We start from the raw sequence: 18,750 nt of genomic DNA on the forward strand, positions 1-18,750 counted from the left end.
CTTTTTCATTTCTACAGCGTCTAGCGCTTGCAGTTAAACCTTCTGGCTGCCTTTCTTGGGCCTGCCGCCAGTCACCTTACTGGCGCGACCTTCCTCTTTGGCTCGCTCCGCACGCAGCTTACGCAACTCTTTCGGGTCGGCAATCAAGGGGCGATAGATCTCGATGCGGTCCCCGTCTTTTAGCTGCTGATTCAGCTTCGCCGCGCGACTAAAGATGCCTACGCTGGCGTTTGCTGGGTCAATCTCAGGAAAGTACTCGCAAATCCCCGATTGCACAATGGCCTGCTCAATGGTGGTGCCTTCATCCACGCTCACTGCCAGCAGTTGTTGCTCATGGGGCAAGGCATACACCACTTCAATAGAAATCTGTTTACTCATCACTAATACACCTGCTTGGCGCGCTCAACAAAGGCGTTCACCATGTTTCCGGCCAGTTCATTAAACACCCGGCCAAAGGCCGCGGCAATCAAGCTGCTGCTGAACTCAAACTGCAGGTCCAACTCCACCTTACAAGCCTGCTCATCAAGGGCGGTAAAACGCCAAATCCCGGACAACGCTTTAAACGGCCCATCGACCAAAGTCATCGAAATGGAACGGCCATCTTCAAGGGTATTCTCGGTGGTAAAGCTATTGCGGATCCCGGCCTTGGCAACCGCCACTTCGGCCACCATCTGGTCGCCAGTTTGCTGCTTGATGGTCGCGCCCACACAACCGGGCAGAAACTCAGGATAGGCAGCAACGTCGTTGACCAACTTATACATTTGCTCGGCGCTGTACATCACCAGCGCACTGCGATTGACTTGCGGCATGTCAGCCCTCTTAACAAAAATCCGCATCATTTTAGCATTAGCCGCCCAAGGCGGTGCAATAGCAGTTTTCAAGTGGCCGCGCATGAGTATAATAAGCGCCCTATGAGTAAGAAATCTAAAAAGCCCAGCCCGGGTACCATTGCGCAAAATAAGCGCGCCCGCCACGAATACAGCATCAGCGACAAATTCGAAGCAGGCCTGGAGTTACAAGGCTGGGAAGTAAAATCATTACGCGCCGGTAAGGCCAATATCAGCGAGAGCTACGTGTTCGTCCGCAACGGCGAAGCCTTCATCTCGGGAATGAGCGTGCTGCCTCTGCAAGCCGCCTCAACCCACGTGGTGGCCGACCCAACCCGGGTACGCAAGCTACTGCTGAATCGCCGTGAGCTCGACAAACTGATTGGTGCCACCGAGCGCCAAGGTATGACCTTGGTCGCCCTGTCGCTTTATTGGAAGCGCAGCTGGGCCAAGATCGAAGTCGGCCTTGCCAAAGGTAAGAAAGACCACGACAAGCGCGCCGATATCAAAGACAGAGAGTGGCAACGCTCGAAAGATCGGGTAATGAAGTCTAACCTGCGTTAGACAATTGCTCACTTTCAGCGCAGTTAAACACACAGGGCTAGGTGAAGCCAAAGCTGCTGTGCTAAACTGCGCACAATTCCGGGGCTGATTTAGGATTCGACAGGATCACGAAGGCTTGTGGAGCATGCCGAGGTGCGGTTGGCCTCGTAAAAAAGCCGCAAAAAAATAGTCGCAAACGACGAAAACTACGCACTAGCAGCTTAATAACCTGCTAAGGGCTCTCCCGCCCTAGCTTCCGCCTGTAAGACGGGGACCAACGGGGGATCAAACCCAAACAGGATCGCGCGGATGCTCCCGCTTGAGAGCTGAAACGTTAAATATAATTCAAGCTAGTTTTTAAGTAGCGTGTCTGTCCGCAGCTTAACGGCGAACGTAAAGACTGACTAAGCATGTAGCGCCATTGGTTAGACTGGTTTTGGACGCGGGTTCAACTCCCGCCAGCTCCACCACATTACCGCATAAACCCTCCATGGGTTGACATATCAAACCTTACATCCCATTGTGATGTAAGGTTTTTTTGTATCTATGCATCTCTAAGGATTCACCTCAATCCATCAAACTTAGTAGTAAAAATGGAAGTAAACCGATTTTACTGCCAATTGTCTTACTGCTATTTCGCGAGATGCATCGTTGTTCTGGTTTGGCTCCATGCATAGGAGGCTACGATGGCAAGAAAGATCAAACCACTCAGTGATCGTGCGGTGAAGGAAGCAAAGCCAACTGGCAAAGTCTACCGGCTATATGATGGCGGCGGGCTGATGATTGTGGTGTCGGCCTCTGGCAGTAAAACTTGGGTGCAAGACTACAAGAAGCCCCTCACCCAAAAACGAAGCAGCTTCACCATTGGCAAGTACCCGCATGTATCCCTCAAGCAAGCCCGCTGCGAACGCGACGGTATCTGGAGTCTAATCGCCAAAGGGATTGATCCTAAGGAGCACAAATCAGACCTGCGTAAGGCCGCGCATGAAGAAGAAACCAACACCCTGCAGCGGATTGCTGAACAATGGTTGGAAGTAAAAAAATCATCTGTCACGGCTGACTACGCTACCGACATCTGGCGTTCTTTGGAACTGCACATATTTCCCAAGCTTGGCCGCACCCCGATCACCAAAATCGACGCTCCACAAACAATTGAAGTACTGAAGGCGCTCGACGCTACCGGTGCCAAAGAACAGGTACGCCGAGTTGTTCAACGGCTGAACGAAATTATGACCTTTGCGGTTAACACCGGCCTGCTGGAGAGCAACCCACTCACCGGTATAAAAGCCGCGTTCTCCCCTCCGAAGAAAAATCACCTTGCAACCTTGCCACCAGCCGAACTCCCGCGAATATTCGCAGCATTGCAGCTAGCCAACATCAAGACCACCACTCGACTGCTCATTGAGTTTCAGCTGCACACGATGGTTCGCCCCGGTGAAGCTGTAAAAGCGCGCTGGCAAGATATCGACATAGAACACGCGCTTTGGATTATCCCTGCCGAGTTTATGAAGAAGAAGCGCCCGCATCGCGTGCCACTTACCGAACCGGTTATCGGCTACCTTCACCATCTCAAGCCGTTGTCAGGCCACCGAACCTTTGTCTTCCCTGGTAACCGCGATCCTAAAACACACATGAACGAGCAGACGGCGAATATGGCGCTAAAGCGCGCTGGATTGGCTGGTCAGCTCGTTGCCCATGGAATGCGCAGCATCGCTTCCACAGCCCTAAATGAACAAGGATTTCGTTATGACGTTGTCGAACATGCACTAGCGCATGCCGACAAGAATGAGCTTCGCGCAGCATACAACCGCAGTGATTACCTAAATGAGCGCCGCGAACTGATGCAGTGGTGGAGCAACTATATCGTTGAAGCCAAAAGGAAGGCATATGGATGACAAGCTGAAGCCAAAACTAGATTATAAATATGGCATTCTTAAACTGTGCGACGACCTCGATGGGGCTACGCGGTACTTAACTTACGCCATCTATGATGACGAGAGCAAAGCAGTGCCAACGCTGCATGACTCCATCGATTTCATCCTACGAGACAAAAGTGATGGCGAGCCCTTGGGAGTATCAATCGAAGAGTGGGGTAATGCGGCAGGGGCGCGAGGCAAGCCAGTAAAAGAACATAGGATGCGAGATGCGCTAGCATCTTTTACTCGTGCGGAGGCCAAGCTAGAGAACAATCTACGCTTAGCACAGATAGCCCGCACAAAACTTGAGCTAGTCAAACAGGGCCAGCCCAGTCTGGCTATTGACGAAATGATCAGGCAAGAGTGGCCTAAAATCTACTCGCAAACCGATGCCAGTGACATCTTGAAATCAAGTGGATGGAATCAAGCCCGAGGGGCGCTGCCACTGTTACTTGGATTAAGTGAAACCGCTGAGCAATTTCTCAAGCCTATTTCACTCTTGAGCCTAATCGAAAATCACGCCTTGTGGCTGCCACCCGCAATAGCAGCTGCTCAGCGGTACTTTGTGGAACTAAGTACCATCTCGGAAAAACCAAAAAAACCTCTGTTTCACAAGCGAACGAGGGGCAACATACTATTCATTTACCCTGAGCTAGTTGCGCCAGATTACTTTCTTGAAAAGCATCTGGCTGAGAACCCAAGCTAACACAAGCTCTGCGCTGTCCCGCTGGGGCAGCGTGAAAATCCCCCACTACGGTTACACCCTTCCATCTTTCGTGGAAAAACTCCCCTAAAAGCAGGCTCTCTAAGTCCATATCTTAAGAAACGCGTCTCCGAGATCTCATAAGGATCGATACGGACTGTCGCCATGCTAACAGATATTGACTTGATGAGGAGCAAAAATGGCCAAAATAATCAAACCCTTAAGCGATAAAGCGGTTCGCGAAGCGAAAGCCACAGGCAAAGTGTACCGGCTCTACGACGGTGAAGGCCTGATGCTTGTGGTAATGCCTACAGGCAGCAAAACCTGGGTGCTTGATTACGTCAACCCAATCACCGGTAAGCGCACCAGCATGACACTTGGCCGCTACACTCGCATGACGCTAAAACAAGCGCGCGAGCAACGCAAACTGGCCTTGGCACAGCTAGATGAAGGCATCGACCCTCAAGTGTTTCGGGCCGAAACACTGCGAATGGCCAAGAAGCAACAAGCTAACACCTTGCGCCGTGTGGCTGAGCAGTGGTTTGAAGTAAAGCGAGCAACAGTCACGGAAGATCATGCCCATGATATCTGGCGCTCGCTAGAGCTGCATGCATTCCCAAAGCTGGGTGCAGTGCCCATACACACCATCAACGCACCAGATACCATTGATGCATTGAAATCGTTGGACAGGACTGGAGCCAAGGAACAGGTTCGGCGGGTCATCCAGCGTTTGAATCAGGTCATGACATTCGCCGTCAATGTTGGGCTTGCCGACAACAACCCGCTAGCTGACATCAAGGCAGCCTTCACCCCGCCAGTGAAAACACATATGCCAACCCTCCCTCCAGCTGAGTTGCCCAAGCTCTTCGAGTCTTTGCAAGGAACGAACATCAAGACGATAACTCAGCTGTTGATTGAGTTTCAGCTGCACACCATGGTTCGCCCTAGCGAAGCGGCGAAAGCGCGCTGGCAAGATTTCGACTTCAACAAAGGCGTCTGGGTTATCCCCGCAGGCCACATGAAGAAAAGGCGCGAGCATGTAATACCGCTGAGTAAGGCAGTGGTCGCACTACTCAGGCACCTCAATTTCCTGACTGGTCATCGTGAGTACCTCTTCCCAAATTCACGCAACCCTCACACCCACGCAAGCTCACAAACCGCTAATGCAGCAATTAAGCGCTCTGGGCTGGCCGGAGTACAAGTTGCCCACGGGCTGCGAAGTATGGCCTCAACCGCACTCAATGAAGCAGGTATTTTCCGCTCTGACATCATCGAGTGCGCGCTGGCCCACTTGGACAAAAATCAGATCAGAGCCGCATACAACCGAAGTAACTACCTCGAAGAGCGACGCGATCTAATGCGCTGGTGGAGCCTGTTCATTATGCAAGCTCAGCAACAAGCCAATGAACCACCACAGCCATGGCGAATCCCCCATAACAACAGCCCAATGGGCGTTGACTTAACCAAGTACCAACCAATCATCCCACCGCAAGGAGCACACCATGTCCACTAAGCCTCAAGAAAATACAAGTGAGCCACTACTGACGCTGGAAGACCTTCAAGGATTGCTGAAAATCAGTCGCTCACAGGTCTACAAGCTGGTCAACCGGGGGCAGTTGCCACAGCCATTAAAGATCGGTAGCAACAGCCGCTGGAAAGCCGCAGAGGTAATGTCATTTATCGACAAGTTAGGCACCAACGCATAGGAGATGCCAAATGAAAAAGACACAAATAAAGCCACGTGCTGAAGTAATCATCATCAACGATGCGAAAACCATCGCCGTTCTACAATCGATAGTCGATCACCTCTGCACATCGATGCACCTTGACAAGGACACGCAATGGACAGTTCGGATGTCCGACAGCTATAGCGTTCACTACCTGAAGGAGAACGACCTTTGGGTGGGAACCTCAATCACCTAACACATCAGCAAATCGGCAGCAAAACGGGGCAGCAAGCCTGCCCCATACAATTGAGGTTAATGCCATGAAAGCACCCCGCGTTCCGACATCCAAGCGATCCATTAGCAAGAACAGGGAAGAGAATCTGATGATCGGTTTGTCTCCCCAAAATAACCAAAGTGACGCGCCCCATCCCAGCAATACTGGGAGTTCAGGCCAAGCCAATGGTCATTTTTCAACCCGGTTAAGTAAGATCAATACGGATCAACGTTCCAAATCCACTGTTTATAGTGGCCGTCGCCAGTCTCGCCGTGTAACAACAGCCGCTTATATCGACGCGTTCGGTATACCGCCTATAGCCATTCCCAATGCGCATCTTGGTTACTATCCAAGTATTCTGTTTTCCTTTGTCGAGCAAGTCGAAGCGATGCTCAGTCATCACAGGCGTATCCTGGCAACCTCATTTGTGCTGAGTACTACTGGGCCATCGGATGACAACAGATTGATCAGTCGCTTTTTCCACCGCCTCAATAAAGCACTCAAGAATCGCTATCAAGAGCTTCGCTTGGGCTACCAGTGGGTTCGCGAGATGGAAGATAGCGACAGACACCACTACCACGTAGTCGTAATGGTCGACGGAGACCGGATTACTCGCTGGGACAAGATAAGTGAACTGGTGACCAAAACCTGGCTAGGGCTTACTGGGTTGCGCCCACACTTCCCCCAAAACAACCATCTACGGCTGCGCTTCGACGATGCAAGAAAGCTGACCAAACTGGTGCAGCGGATCAGCTATTTTGCCAAAGCTCGTGGTAAAGGCAGCGGCGCAGCCCAGGCCAAAAACTACAATACAAGCCGAATAAAGCCTGAGTACAACAACACTTCAAAGCAGAGGTAAGCCAGCTGCTAATCACCGATGAAATAACGAAGTAAGATAGGTTTGGTGTCTCTACACGTCTCCATAAATCCAATATTTATCAATAACTTGAATTAATCAAAATAATCAAGTTCAATCAAATTAGGCAGCTAACGGAAAGGTATAAACGATGGCAGGTCACGGTGGAAAACGGCCGGGTGCAGGGCGGAAACCAGCCAGTCCTTACCCCAAGCTTCAGCAAGCATTACGCGACAACGAAGGGTTGTTTGTCGACGCTCTGAACCAAGGGCTTACCGATGGAGCGCCGTGGGCACTCAAGTTCATTGGTGAACGCATGTGCGCGCCGCTCAAGCCCAGCACCTTGCAGTACAGCATACCCAATCTCAAGTCGGGTGATTCACCCCAAGATATGGCCAAGAAAACGGTTGAGGCGGCAGCTCAGGGGACAATTCCCGCTGACCACGCGCAAGCGATGTTAGCCACCATTAGAGGACTGGTAGAGCTAACCGACATTGCCGATATTAAGCAGCAGATGAACCAACTGGAGGCCCGCTATGGCTAGCGTCGATGGATTGGCAAACCGCTTGAAACGACTGAAAGGCAGCGTTGACCCTAACCGCAACCTGCCGTTTTGCGTAATACTAAGGCCGGAAACGACCAAAGCAGATGCTCAAAGACAGTTTGCTGAGTATCGGCGCTATGGCGGGTTAATACTGAATCTAAGCAACAAGCCTTTGGAGTACTTCAAATAGCGAGATTTGCTTGCAGACACGACGAGTTAACTGTTATTGCCTGTGCCTATACCAACTGGCAACTTCGCACAATGTGCACACATTGTGCGAACAAAGTGAGAACAGTGTACGAACTTTCTCCTGATGTTGTCCGGACAAGGCATGTAGACCTGAGCTTACCACTCCCCAACCTGCAGCCGCGCTTTTACCCCGCGCATTTGCAGCCCCATCGCTTCAAACACTTCTTCAAAATCGCGGCACTGCTCAGGCACATTCGGCAGTGACAGCGCCGCCTGATTGAAGAAGCATTGCTGTAGAGACTCGTCTGGCCAGGCTTGCTGCCACCACTCAAGGATTAAACCTTTGGCGCTCAGGAAACGCTGAATACTTGGCAGCCGGTCGCGCTTGTTTTGGTTCTCGGTCTTACTGGTCGGCAATAGGTTCCAGCGGTCGTTGTTTGGCCAATACGCAAATGGCATACAGTGGTCGACGTGATATTCATTCTTTAGCACGCTCCCACTCCAAACAGATTTGATGGCCTGCTGCTCACTTCGCAGTTGCTCCACCCTCTGGCGCACCTCGCGGGTGTTATGCTCTTGGTCTATCCACACCAAGCGGTCATGGTAGTCCTGCAACATGATGTTGCGGTCACGATTAAGCTCAAAGCGCTGCATCTCCATAATCCACTGGTTGACTACCAACGGTTCAACCCACGAACCATAAATCCGCAAGCATTCCCATAGGTTTTCCCCCAACACAAAATCACCGTAACTACTAAGGAACTGATGGTCCAATACTACCGACTCAAGGTTCTTTCGACGCTGTGTAGGCGGCGCAATGTCGAACAAGCGATTGTCTTTGTGTTGATGGTAGATGTAGGTCACAGGGCCAGCTTTGATGGTGCTCAGGGCATGGCTTAGCGCCCGTTGCAGCGCTTTAGCCTCATCACCAAAAAAGTAAGCGCCAATCGAGTAGTGTTCTGCCGTGAGGTGGGTAAGCTTCGCCCAGCCATCGGCTTTTACAAAGCCAAGTCCTTTGCTGGTATTGCTACTTTGCTGAAGCCCTTGCCCGCCGCTCACCTTGATATCGAGCAAGCGTTTAAACTGGCGCATCCAATACAGCGCCACTAACCCGGCGGGTATTACCACCTTTCCATCACTGCGATCACTAACCGCGCCGGGGTGCGCATCGGCAATCCGCAACAAAGTGCGTAGCAACGCAAGTTTATAGGTGGCCGACTTGCTGTCGTTAACGATGATCCGCCGAATATGGGTAAGCTCACCCTTGCCATCATCTGGCAGCTCAAATACCAGCGTTTGCCACAGAACATCTTGCCTAGCGAGTTCGTCTTTATGAAGGGGGGTAACCAAGCGCTCTAGCAAAACATGGTTCTTGGCCAGTTGCTGCACGTCTTCCGCCGATACGCCATAGCTGGTTCGCCCATCGGAGAAATCACCGTGCCGTAATGTCAGCACAATACGCCCATTAGGTGCCAGTAGACTGCTCAACTTGCGAAAGGCACGGGCTCGGTCGCTCTCTGGTACATGCATCCAGACCGCGCTCACCAAGATGAGGTCAAAGCGTATCCCTAGGGCGAACACTTTGCCGATTGTAGGCAGCTGGTCATCTAGCCAAATCACCTTGTCGCCGGTTAGCTGCTTACCGCTTTCGCGCAAGGCTGTTGCAGGCTCAACGGCGAAAACGTCACAACCGCGCTCAGCCATCCATAACGAATCACGCCCACTGCCTGCGCCAACATCAAGCACTCTGCCCCCTTGCTGAGGCCAGTAATGCAGCCAACTAAGATGAACAACATCGGCGTCAACAGACTGATATTGCCTGGCTAGACTTTCTGCATGCTGGTCATAGAACTTCACCGTTGTGTTCATTCGATACTACCTATAACACCTTACTCTTGTTGCGAATGAGGTCGGCGCAACCTGCAACTGAATTAGCACCACCGGCCATAAGCCTAAGCCCGATGCGCCTTAAAATTCTCCGCCTGCTCAAACACGTCTTGGTAGACCTCGTTATAAGTCACCGGCGGATAGCCATTTTTCGATAACAACATAATCAGCTCAACCTTGAGAGCCGATTTGATATCGTCGCGGTTGTTCCAATCGGGGTACTTGGCCTTATCATCCACTACCGCCTTCACCTTGGCTGCCAGCTCTAACAGGCGATCTTCTTCGTAGGCGAACTGGTACTTGGTAGCAACGTGCTTGAGAATGTCGTAGAACGCCTTCTCCTCAACGGTGATGCCAAGGTCGACGAATGAGCCTATCTCCCCCTTAATGTCGGCCATCAGCGCTAGCAGGCTATCCACGGCCTCCTGATGCACCTCTACGGTGAAGGCATCGTCTTCCTTGCGTTCGTTGTACAAATCCACCAAGGAGCGGAATTTCTTGGCAAACTCAATCGCCTTCAGCTGGTTGGTTTTCTTAAACTCACCCAGCGCCTTGGCCAGCATCTTCTTCAGCAGCTCAATCTTGGTATTGGGCAGTTTGATCTTATCCAAGCGGGCCAGGTAGTCCTCATCGAAGATATCGATGGTGTCTGCGCCATCCTCACCCAGGCTGAAGATCTCCTCCACCCCATCGGCGCGAATTGCCTCGGCAATCATATCGCGCACCTTGGCGTTCATTTGCGCGGCATCTGGCGCTTCGCCTTTGGTTAGCTTGAGCACAATGGCGCGCACCGCCAGGTAGAAGTGCACCCAGTCACGCTCACCTTGCGACAGCTGCTCACTACCACAGCACACGTCGTAGGCGGCTTTCAGGCGCTTCACCAAGGCCATGTAGCGCTTTTCCAGCTTACCGACCGACAACACAAACTCAGCCGCCTGATTCAGGCAGTTAAGCTGAGCGACCGGGTCACCACTGAAGTAGTCGTGGGCATCAAACTTATGCATTAACTGGCTAAGCAGATTGAGGTGGTCTTTCACCACCACAATCGAGGCCTGAATGTCTTCAAAGTTCGACTCATCGGCCTTGGAGAACTGCGCCAAAGCCTGATTCATCTGCCGCTTAATGCCGATATAGTCGACCACCAGCCCCTTATCCTTACCCTCAAACTTACGGTTTACCCGCGATATGGTCTGGATCAGGTTGTGCCGCTGCACCGGCTTATCGATGTAGATGGTATCGAGGAAGGGCACGTCGAAGCCGGTCAGCCACATGTCCACCACGATGGCGATCTTAAAGTTCGACTTGTCGTTCTTAAACTGCCGGTCTAGCTCTTTGCGGTACTCCTTGGTGCCAAGCAACTCGTACAGCGCCTTGTCGTCATCCTTGCCACGGGTCATCACCATCTTGACCCGCTCCATCGGCTTCACGCCATCTTCCTTGGTGTCGCTCTCATCGAGCACTGCGCCGTCTTCACATTCTTTGACCACAAACCAGTCGGGGCGCAGCTCACGCAACTCCTGATACAGCTGCCACGCAATCTCACGCGAGCTAGACACAAACATCGCCTTGCCCTTAACGGTGGAACCCTCAGTCAGGCGCTGTTCGTAGTGCTGAACAAAATCCTTAGCCAGAATACGAATGCGGTCTGGATCGCCCAGAATCGAATTCATCGAGGCCATGGTCTTTTTGCTCTGCTCGATCTGGTGCTCGTTGGCCCCCGCCTCGGCGCAGTCTTGGTAGTACTTTTCAATCTCTTGCAGCTTGGCGTCATCGAGCAACACCTTAGCAGCGCGCCCTTCGTAAACGATACGCACAGTGATCTCATCGTTCACCGACTCGCTCATGGTGTAGCTGTCGACGACTTGGCCGAATACATCCAAGGTGGCGTCAATCGGCGTGCCAGTAAAGCCAACAAACGTTGCGTTCGGCAGCGAGCGATGCAGGTAATGGGCAAAGCCGTAGGTCTTGCGCACGCCCTTCTCGGTAACCACCACCTTTTGGTCAAGGTTAACTTGGCTGCGGTGCGCTTCATCAGAAATACAGATCACGTTGCTGCGCTCGGTCAGCAGCTCGGTGTCTTCGGTAAACTTGTGAATAGTGGTCAGGAACACTCCACCACTTTGCCGCCCTTTAAGCTGGGCACGCAGGTCATCTCGGCTTTGCACCGTTTGAATAGTTTGGTCACCCACATACTGCTTGGCGTTGGTCAGCTGTTTAGAAAGCTGGTCGTCTAAGTCGGTACGGTCGGTAATCAAAATGATGGTCGGGCTTTCAAAGGCCAGACTTTTCATCAGCCGCCGCGCCAAAAACTGCATGGTAAAGCTCTTGCCGCAGCCGGTGGCCCCAAAGTAGGTGCCGCCCTTACCATCACCTTCAGGGCGCAGTGCCGCCTTAATGCTGTGGTAGAGCTTATTCACCGCATAGAACTGCGGGTAACGGCACACAATCTTATCCTCGCGCTTGGAGGTATCGGGGAAGAAGATAAAATCGCGCATCACCAAGCGCAGTCGCGTTTTATCGAACAGGCCGCTAAGCATGGTAAACAGGCTATCGATGCCGTCTTTTTCCACCGACTCATCGCCGGTCACCTTGCGCCAGGCGTAATAAAACTCATAAGGGGCAAACAAACTGCCCATCTTGTTGTTCACCCCATCGCTAATCACGCAAAAGGCGTTAAACACAAACAACTGAGGAATATCGCGCTGATAGCGAACGTTAAGCTGCTCATAAGCCTTGTGAATAGTGGCGTTCTCTTCAATCGCGCTCTTAAACTCGAACACCACCAGCGGCAGACCATTGATATACAAAATGCCATCGGGGATGCGCTTAGTCTCCTTGCCCTCAATCTCAAGCTGATTCACCAGCTTGTAGATGTTGGTATCAAAGCCCGCCGACCGCTCAGCGGCCAACGGCGCATCTTGCTCAGGTGCAGGCATACCCAGCTGCTGAACCCCAGCGTAGTCGAGCAGTTGGATGTATAGGTCTTTATGCTTGGGGTCATCGCGTTTAAACACAAAGCCGTCGGATAGCCATTGGCAAAACTGCTTATTGCTGTCGTACAGGTCACTGGCAGGCAAGGATTCCAGCTGGCGCACAATACGCTCAATCTCAGCCTCGGTAATGCCACTGTCGCCATAGCGCTTGGCGAGATAAGCCCGCAGGTCATCGTGAATCAGCACTTGCTCTGAGCGGCGCTCAATCGCACTGCCGCCGACGTGGGGGTAGCCTTGCTTGCCTAACAGTTGAATGATGGCGGCTTCAAGTTGGGCTTCAGTAAATTTCACTAAACTACACTTCCAATCAATATCAGTTAAACCAAGCACTATCTACTTAACGTGGAGACACAGCACCACCTGATACGGTATACACTTGGGCTTTCCGTTTTTTAGACGGTTTGTTTTTTTGCGCAGCATGCTTAGGCTTAGTTGAGTAAGCAGACAATGCTCGGATGGCCTCAGCTCTGGTCAAATGAGGTTCTCTGCGCATTATTTTTTCTAGCTTCTTTTCTGTTCGAGACACTTTCTTTACTTGTTCCATTCAACGGCAATCAATCTTCCCGTTTGCTGATAGTGCCCTACCTGCTCTACAAAATCATGGAAGTCACTGTTTTCTTGAACAATACGGTTCACCGATTGCCAGTCTACCGAGGGCTTTTCTTGCGCGGGTATCATTATCTGACTGTCGAACAGCGAGTCGGTGTTGAGTAGCAATACGCCTATGCCGTGCAGGCCGCAGAGCATCTGTAGCTCGCCCTCTACGTCGTTACCGATATCGGTGGCGACCAAGTAGCCAAAGTTGGCCCAGCTGGAGTTGGATACCGCTTGGAAGAAGCACTCACGCACATTGCTTTTGCTTAGCGTCTTCTTAACCTCGAACGACCATAGGCGAACTGAGCTTTGGTTGCTGTATTGGGCGCTGGTGCGCACTGCGCTGTTCCAGCCTTGGTCTAGCGGCTGCATGGCGACAATGTCGGGGTGTAGCCAGTGGTTACCGCCCTTACCTTTGCTGTTTCGGGATTTGCGCTCGTCGATGCGCAGGCACTGCAAGCCTTGATCTTCACTGAGGTATTCAATCAGCAGGGGGTAAAGCTCATGCTCGCTTAATGCAGCGGCCTCGCTACTCGCAGCTGTATTACTGGCCACTTCAGTTAGCTGCATAACCGCTGGGTCGGCATCACTGGCCTGTTCAGGGTTGGGCTCCCAGTAGTACAAACGTGGCCGAGGTTTGTCTTTAGTCGCTATATTTCGACATGTGATTTTTGCTGAAGCGGTTCGTCCTCCGCCAATTTCAGCCGCCAGCTGCGCGATCAACTTCTCTTCGGTATCGTAGCGCGGATTTAGGCGCTTTTCGGCGATCTCCTGCGGGTAGCGCTCAATAAACAGTTTTGCTAACTCACGGGCGGTAAAGCGCTGCTCGGGGTGCGCCCGCAGCGTTTCAATAATCATTTGAACTCGGGTGGTACTGCGCATAAACATCCTTGCTCGACCCAGTACTATATCGTACTGATTGATATGGCGATTTTGGGTAACAGCACTATGCTACCGCGATGATAGAAAAGTGAATAGGCTTGTAGCTTGTTTTTGTGGCGCACCTAGATCAAAAGGCAACGCACTTACCTATCCCCCCGCCCCACGAATCACCGGTAAATATTTGACATAAATCAGATTTACTCAATCTGTTAAGTGTCGTCCATTGCCTGCTAATGACTATTCAATTAACAATACACATGTCATTTGCGTATTGATAAAAGGACTTACAACGATGCCTGACACTGCCCCTGTAACACTCCAAGCCACCCCCACTACAGCTAATCGCCGAGATGCCATCATTGCCTATGTGTTATGCCTAGTCGGCTTTGTATCCATCATTACCTGTTTGGTAGCGTTGGTGTGGGCCTACATTCGCCGAAGTGATGCTGAAGGCACGATCTATGAAAGCCACTTTCAAAATGTGATTACGACATTTTGGACAAGCCTAATGCTAGTGATTATCGGCTTTGTTCTTTTGTTTGTAGCTGTTGGCTACTTGGTCTTCTTAGGCACGTTTTTTTGGTGTCTCTATCGCTATGTAAAAGGAATAACCAGAGCATTAGATGGCAAACCATTTAACGACTGACTATCTGATGTGGTGCGCCACCATCTCTGCGCACCAAGCCGAACAGCTCCAATTGTGCCCTCGCCTAAGGGCCTAATCATACTGAGAAGGCCTTGGGCTCATTTATAGAGCAAACATTTACTTTTTATTAGGAAGCAATAGCCATGAAAAAGCTCTGTATCGCTTTGACTCTCGCTCTAGCTAACACCGCAATAGCCAGCGAGATCTGTGTTTATGTTGAAGAGAGTGAAAGCCATCGAATTGAACATTTCACCAAGCAGGCTGCCGAGAAAGGTATTGATGCCGAGTATCGCACCAACATGGACGACTGCAAAAGCGATGCAATGGCATTCAAGTTATCTATTAACGAGCTACCTGCCCACGCTTTGGCTCAAAAGTATTGCCGTAAAGGAACTATCGTTGCAACGAAGAGTATGCTCAGTTGCCAGAGTTAACGCCATAGCTTTAAAAGTTCAGCTCAACCTATCTCTTTGGTCAACAACTCGGCCATGGCCTGTTGCGGCTTAATGTAATCTTTGTGGCCTTGTACCTTGCAGGGGCGATTAGCCAGCCAGGCGCTGAGGCGGTAATGAGCGCAGTCGGCCACGTTGACCTGGTCATGCCAAATCAGGTGTTCAATATCGCCTTTCATCTGGTTTAAGGTGCCTTGTACCGAGCGGTTGCAATCGCTGTCGATGCGCAGCGGAGCAAGCAGCTCGGTGGCGCGGTTGATTTGCTCAGCGCTAAAGCCACTTTTGAGCAGGGTGTTGATCAGGCAGTCTTGAAAATGCCACTCCAGCTTGGCGAAGTCGGGCTTGGTGAGCGCCGGGATAAACAACGGAAAGCGGGTGGCGTCGTGCACCAGCAAAACACAGTTGCGCCGCTGGATGGTGAGCAGGTTGGCATGCCAGTTATCCAGTGGGTTGTAGCCCGCAGAAGGGGCCGCCTCAGGGGCATTAGCCGCTACCAGCGAGAGTCCTTGCCCCTCACCTAAGCGCTCATCCTGTTCAGGCCGCGTTGGGGCGCTCTGCGCAGCGTCGCTTGGCAGGCCTGGGGCAACCCGCTCAAGCGGCTGTGGTTTGGCTGGCTTTTGCTTAGCTGAGTGCGCACAGCCCGCAGGCAGCTTGGCCAACAGCTTTTTGGTGACATGCACCGAGATCACGGCTGTGTCTCGGTGCCGGCGGCAGCCTCGGATAGGGTGAGTTCGCCGGATAGGAGCTTGGGTAGGAGGGTGTCGCGGAGCTGCATCAAACTACTAGACTCGTCACTCTTAGCATTCTGCAGCGCTTTTATTACATTAATAGTGCGAGCAAAAGCATCCATAACGTCACCGCTTGGCTTAGGGAATAGCAATCGATAGGCGTTGTTTCGGTTCAAACCGGGCACTGCCGCGTCAGTGTTCATATGCTCCAAACCAAATGTTTTTAGCAACTCGAAGCAGTAACCCAGAGGAATGCCTTCAAAAGGCTTCACATAAAACACGGTATCAATCGGAAAGAAATCACGATCTTCCCAAAACAAAGAGCCGACCGTACCTTTACGACCAACAATTACACCAGGCCCCTCAACCAGCCGTTGATTGTGAAAACCACCTACTCCACCAGAGCCATAAACAGGGACTTGACCTTCAATGCGATCTGTTTTTTTTAGTGCCTTACCATATGCAAGTTCAAGCACACTATCTAACCTAGAGGCCGCCCAACCCTCTGGTATCCAACCCAGCTCGTCGTGCTGTTCAAAGCTGGCGGGGAATAGGGCGCACAGCTCGGAGCTAAGAGCAGGGCTTAGTGCTGGCAAGGATGCGGGGGCGGCGCTTGGCGCGCTGTTTTTCGTTGCTAAGCTATGCGTTGCTGGGCTCGCGGTTGCCGCCCTGCTCTCTGTGCTATTGTTATCGGTGGTGCTGGTGGCAAACAGGGCCTGACGGGCGCTGGCACGCGCGCGTAGTGGCTCGGGGATGGCGTTTAGGTCGCCACCGTTTGCTGCTAAGGCGTTATCAATTACCGGGTCAAAGTCGACAAACCAGCTTTTAAATAGCGCCTGCGCCATTTGCTCTAGGGTTTGGTTGGTTTGGGTGTTGAGGGTGATTTTGCTATCCATCACCTTTCTCATGTTACCAATCATAAAAGCAACATCAGCGGGAGGCACAGGGACGAGCACCTTGGCAATAGACTTAGTGTTCAAGACTCCTTGAGCACTCCCTGTGCTTACAGACATCAAAGCACTTCGCCCTAGCTCTGTATTAAAAAAAGCCCCAACAAACTGAGAATATCTATTATCGTTCAATCTAGCGAAAACAATATTTGCACAGTTTACTTCACCGCCCCCCTCAGGAATAACAGCGCAGTCACCCCTATTTTGCCCAACACGGACAATAGCAATATCTCCCGGCTTGAGCTGACTCTTCGTAGATTTATCATGGAACGCCTTAGTGATGTATTTAACATCGCCAAACTCGATCCGTCCAGGGCGCACATTCTGTGACCTCAAAAAAGGAATGCCATTTTCATCCGTGAAGTGAGAACTTGTTTCCCCAACGTGGCCTACTGAAACCCGCTCACATAGATGCTCTAAGCGCTCCCAAGACCAACCGAGAGGCAGGCTAGGCAACCCCAAAGGAGTCTCAAAACTCATAACCCAGCCCCTTCAAATTGACCTTGATCTGCCCCTCCAGCTTAGCCGATTCAGCAAACTGCTCACCCAGCTTGCTAGTCAGCTCCGCCATCTTAACCTCAAACGGAATCCCATCGTCTTCCAACTCAGCCGCCCCCACATAACGGCCAGGGGTGAGAACAAAGTCGTTAGCTTTGATCTCATCGAAGCTGGCGGATTTGCTGTAACCCGCAACATCCTCATAAACCCCGTCCTTCGCTTCACCCCGCCAAGCGTGGTAAGTGCGGGCGATCTCAGCGATATCATCAAGGGTCAGTTCTTTTTGTTTACGCGAGATCATACTGCCCATATTGCGGGCGTCGATAAACAGGGTTTCACCATTACGCTTGCGGTAGCCCTTATCAGTGTTCTCGCCCTTGTCTTTGGTGAGGAACCACAGACAGACCGGGATTTGAGTGGTGTAGAACAGCTGGCCCGGCAGGGCAATCATACATTCCACTAGGTCGTCTTCGATGATCTGCTGGCGTATGGTGCCCTCGGAGTTGGTATTTGAACTCATCGAGCCATTGGCCAGTACAAAGCCTGCGGTGCCCTGCTCACTCAGCTTGGATACCATATGCATAATCCAGCCGTAGTTGGCGTTACCCACCGGCGGTACGCTGTAGGCTGCCCAGCGCGGGTCGTCGGTCAGCTCGCTGTCTTGCCGCCATTTGCTTTGGTTAAACGGCGGGTTAGCCATAATAAAGTCGGCTTTAAGATCGGGGTGTTGGTCTTTAAAGAAGGTATCGCCAGCTACATCGCCAAGGTTGCCCGCCATACCGCGAATGGCCAGGTTCATCTTGGCTAGTTTGCGGGTGGTGTTAGCGTATTCCTGCCCGTAGATGGATACGTCTTTCTGGCTGCCTTGGTGGGCCTCGATAAACTGAAGCGATTGCACAAACATACCGCCCGAGCCACAGCAAGGGTCGTAGATTTTGCCCTTGTAGGGCTCTAGCATTTCGGCAATCAGCGATACCACACACTTGGGCGTGTAGAACTCGCCGCCGCGCTGACCTTCACTAGCGGCAAACTTACCCAAGAAGTACTCATACACCCGCCCTACCACGTCTTCTTCCGACATATGGCATTCGTTGGCGATGGTGTCGATGTTGTTGATGGTGTCGATAAGCGATGCCAGCTTGCTGGCGTCGAGGTCGAGGCGCGAGAAGTAGTTATCGGGCAGTGCGCCCACCAAGGAGGCGTTGTTCTTCTCTACCGTGCTCATAGCGGTGTCGATAATCAGCGCTAGTCCGTCTTGCTTGGCATGTTTCAGCACATGGCTCCAACGAGCTTCTTCTGGCAGGTAGAACACGTTCTCCATGGTGTAGAAGTCGACCATATCGACAAAATCACCGCCGTACTGCTCGATAACCGCCAGCTTGCGCTGCTCGAACTTATCGGAAATAAACTTCAAGAAAATCAGGCTGAGCACCACATGCTTGTACTCGGCCGACTCCACGCTACCGCGCAGCTTGTTGGCACTTTCCCATAGGGTTTCTTCAAAGCCCTTGCTGGCTTTAACTGTTTTGGCTGCTTTGGCCATCGACATTGCCTCCAGGGCGCTTTCGCAGCTGGCCTGATCTTGCCAACCCGTACAAAAA

At 51.9% G+C, this 18,750-nt stretch carries 19 protein-coding genes and 1 other RNA gene; 12 read left to right on the plus strand and 8 right to left on the minus strand.

Going from position 1 to position 18,750, the window contains the following annotated elements:
- Positions 1 to 33 precede the first annotated feature (33 nt).
- Both G462_RS0112565 and G462_RS0112570 read right to left on the minus strand, forming a co-directional pair.
- Positions 34 to 378: an RnfH family protein gene (locus tag G462_RS0112565; RefSeq protein ID WP_035477651.1), complete on the minus strand. Its 345-nt coding sequence runs from the start codon at positions 376 to 378 to the stop codon at positions 34 to 36.
- Between the two features lie 2 nt (positions 379 to 380).
- Complete coding sequence (locus G462_RS0112570) at positions 381 to 809, minus strand: type II toxin-antitoxin system RatA family toxin (RefSeq protein ID WP_026959301.1); 429 nt, start codon at positions 807 to 809, stop codon at positions 381 to 383.
- A 102-nt stretch (positions 810 to 911) separates the two neighbouring features.
- On the opposite strand from G462_RS0112570, the gene smpB reads away from it, so the two are divergent.
- The 10 genes from smpB to G462_RS0112615 all read left to right on the plus strand — a co-directional run bounded on the left by smpB (position 912) and on the right by G462_RS0112615 (position 7,520).
- Positions 912 to 1,391 (plus strand): SsrA-binding protein SmpB, encoded by a 480-nt coding sequence (smpB, locus tag G462_RS0112575; protein WP_026959302.1) that lies wholly within the window; start codon positions 912 to 914, stop codon positions 1,389 to 1,391.
- Positions 1,392 to 1,471: 80 nt separating this feature from the next.
- Positions 1,472 to 1,840: a transfer-messenger RNA gene (gene ssrA / locus G462_RS24295) on the plus strand.
- Between the two features lie 216 nt (positions 1,841 to 2,056).
- On the plus strand, positions 2,057 to 3,265 hold the full coding sequence (locus tag G462_RS0112580; protein WP_026959303.1) for an integrase domain-containing protein: 1,209 nt from the start codon (positions 2,057 to 2,059) through the stop codon (positions 3,263 to 3,265).
- On the plus strand, positions 3,258 to 3,992 hold the full coding sequence (locus G462_RS0112585; protein ID WP_026959304.1) for a hypothetical protein: 735 nt from the start codon (positions 3,258 to 3,260) through the stop codon (positions 3,990 to 3,992). Before G462_RS0112580 ends, G462_RS0112585 begins: the two co-directional genes overlap by 8 nt.
- Positions 3,993 to 4,188: 196 nt before the next feature.
- Positions 4,189 to 5,502, plus strand: coding sequence for a tyrosine-type recombinase/integrase (locus G462_RS22725; protein ID WP_084405057.1), 1,314 nt, complete (start codon positions 4,189 to 4,191; stop codon positions 5,500 to 5,502).
- Positions 5,492 to 5,695: a helix-turn-helix transcriptional regulator gene (locus tag G462_RS0112595; RefSeq protein WP_026959305.1), complete on the plus strand. Its 204-nt coding sequence runs from the start codon at positions 5,492 to 5,494 to the stop codon at positions 5,693 to 5,695. The genes G462_RS22725 and G462_RS0112595 overlap by 11 nt, the downstream gene beginning before the upstream one ends.
- A gap of 10 nt (positions 5,696 to 5,705) precedes the next feature.
- Complete coding sequence (locus G462_RS0112600) at positions 5,706 to 5,912, plus strand: hypothetical protein (protein ID WP_026959306.1); 207 nt, start codon at positions 5,706 to 5,708, stop codon at positions 5,910 to 5,912.
- A 64-nt stretch (positions 5,913 to 5,976) separates the two neighbouring features.
- A complete protein-coding gene (locus tag G462_RS24300) occupies positions 5,977 to 6,789 on the plus strand; it encodes a YagK/YfjJ domain-containing protein (RefSeq protein WP_084405058.1) in 813 nt (270 codons plus the stop codon).
- Positions 6,790 to 6,937: 148 nt separating this feature from the next.
- Positions 6,938 to 7,330, plus strand: coding sequence for a hypothetical protein (locus G462_RS0112610; protein ID WP_026959308.1), 393 nt, complete (start codon positions 6,938 to 6,940; stop codon positions 7,328 to 7,330).
- Positions 7,323 to 7,520: a hypothetical protein gene (locus G462_RS0112615; RefSeq protein WP_026959309.1), complete on the plus strand. Its 198-nt coding sequence runs from the start codon at positions 7,323 to 7,325 to the stop codon at positions 7,518 to 7,520. Before G462_RS0112610 ends, G462_RS0112615 begins: the two co-directional genes overlap by 8 nt.
- 155 nt (positions 7,521 to 7,675) lie before the next feature.
- On the opposite strand, the gene G462_RS0112620 is transcribed toward G462_RS0112615, so the two are convergent.
- The 3 genes from G462_RS0112620 to G462_RS0112630 all read right to left on the minus strand — a co-directional run bounded on the left by G462_RS0112620 (position 7,676) and on the right by G462_RS0112630 (position 13,875).
- Positions 7,676 to 9,388, minus strand: a complete 1,713-nt coding sequence (locus G462_RS0112620) for a class I SAM-dependent methyltransferase (RefSeq protein ID WP_026959310.1) — start codon at positions 9,386 to 9,388, stop codon at positions 7,676 to 7,678.
- An 83-nt stretch (positions 9,389 to 9,471) separates the two neighbouring features.
- A complete protein-coding gene (locus tag G462_RS0112625; protein WP_026959311.1) occupies positions 9,472 to 12,690 on the minus strand; it encodes a type I restriction endonuclease subunit R in 3,219 nt (1,072 codons plus the stop codon).
- A gap of 240 nt (positions 12,691 to 12,930) precedes the next feature.
- Positions 12,931 to 13,875, minus strand: coding sequence for a COG2958 family protein (locus G462_RS0112630; protein WP_026959312.1), 945 nt, complete (start codon positions 13,873 to 13,875; stop codon positions 12,931 to 12,933).
- Between the two features lie 292 nt (positions 13,876 to 14,167).
- Between G462_RS0112630 and G462_RS22730 the strand changes: the two genes are divergently transcribed.
- Together G462_RS22730 and G462_RS0112640 are read left to right on the plus strand one after the other, a co-directional pair.
- The gene (locus G462_RS22730) at positions 14,168 to 14,521 is read left to right on the plus strand and encodes a DUF4870 family protein (protein ID WP_051326725.1); all 354 of its coding nucleotides are present in this window, start codon (positions 14,168 to 14,170) and stop codon (positions 14,519 to 14,521) included.
- A gap of 143 nt (positions 14,522 to 14,664) precedes the next feature.
- Positions 14,665 to 14,955, plus strand: a complete 291-nt coding sequence (locus tag G462_RS0112640; RefSeq protein ID WP_026959313.1) for a hypothetical protein — start codon at positions 14,665 to 14,667, stop codon at positions 14,953 to 14,955.
- Positions 14,956 to 14,978: 23 nt separating this feature from the next.
- Here G462_RS0112640 and G462_RS22735 read toward each other — a convergent pair whose 3' ends face one another.
- From G462_RS22735 to G462_RS0112655, 3 genes are read right to left on the minus strand one after another with little or no spacing between them, the layout of a single operon-like run.
- Positions 14,979 to 15,662, minus strand: coding sequence for a DUF6933 domain-containing protein (locus G462_RS22735; RefSeq protein WP_051326726.1), 684 nt, complete (start codon positions 15,660 to 15,662; stop codon positions 14,979 to 14,981).
- Complete coding sequence (locus G462_RS24785; RefSeq protein WP_157378617.1) at positions 15,659 to 17,131, minus strand: restriction endonuclease subunit S; 1,473 nt, start codon at positions 17,129 to 17,131, stop codon at positions 15,659 to 15,661. Before G462_RS24785 ends, G462_RS22735 begins: the two co-directional genes overlap by 4 nt.
- The gene (locus G462_RS0112655; protein ID WP_026959314.1) at positions 17,121 to 18,692 is read right to left on the minus strand and encodes a class I SAM-dependent DNA methyltransferase; all 1,572 of its coding nucleotides are present in this window, start codon (positions 18,690 to 18,692) and stop codon (positions 17,121 to 17,123) included. The genes G462_RS24785 and G462_RS0112655 overlap by 11 nt, the downstream gene beginning before the upstream one ends.
- Between the last annotated feature and the right edge of the window lie 58 nt (positions 18,693 to 18,750).

The sequence above is a fragment of the Aliagarivorans taiwanensis DSM 22990 genome, from assembly GCF_000429505.1.
GTDB lineage: Bacteria > Pseudomonadota > Gammaproteobacteria > Enterobacterales > Celerinatantimonadaceae > Aliagarivorans > Aliagarivorans taiwanensis.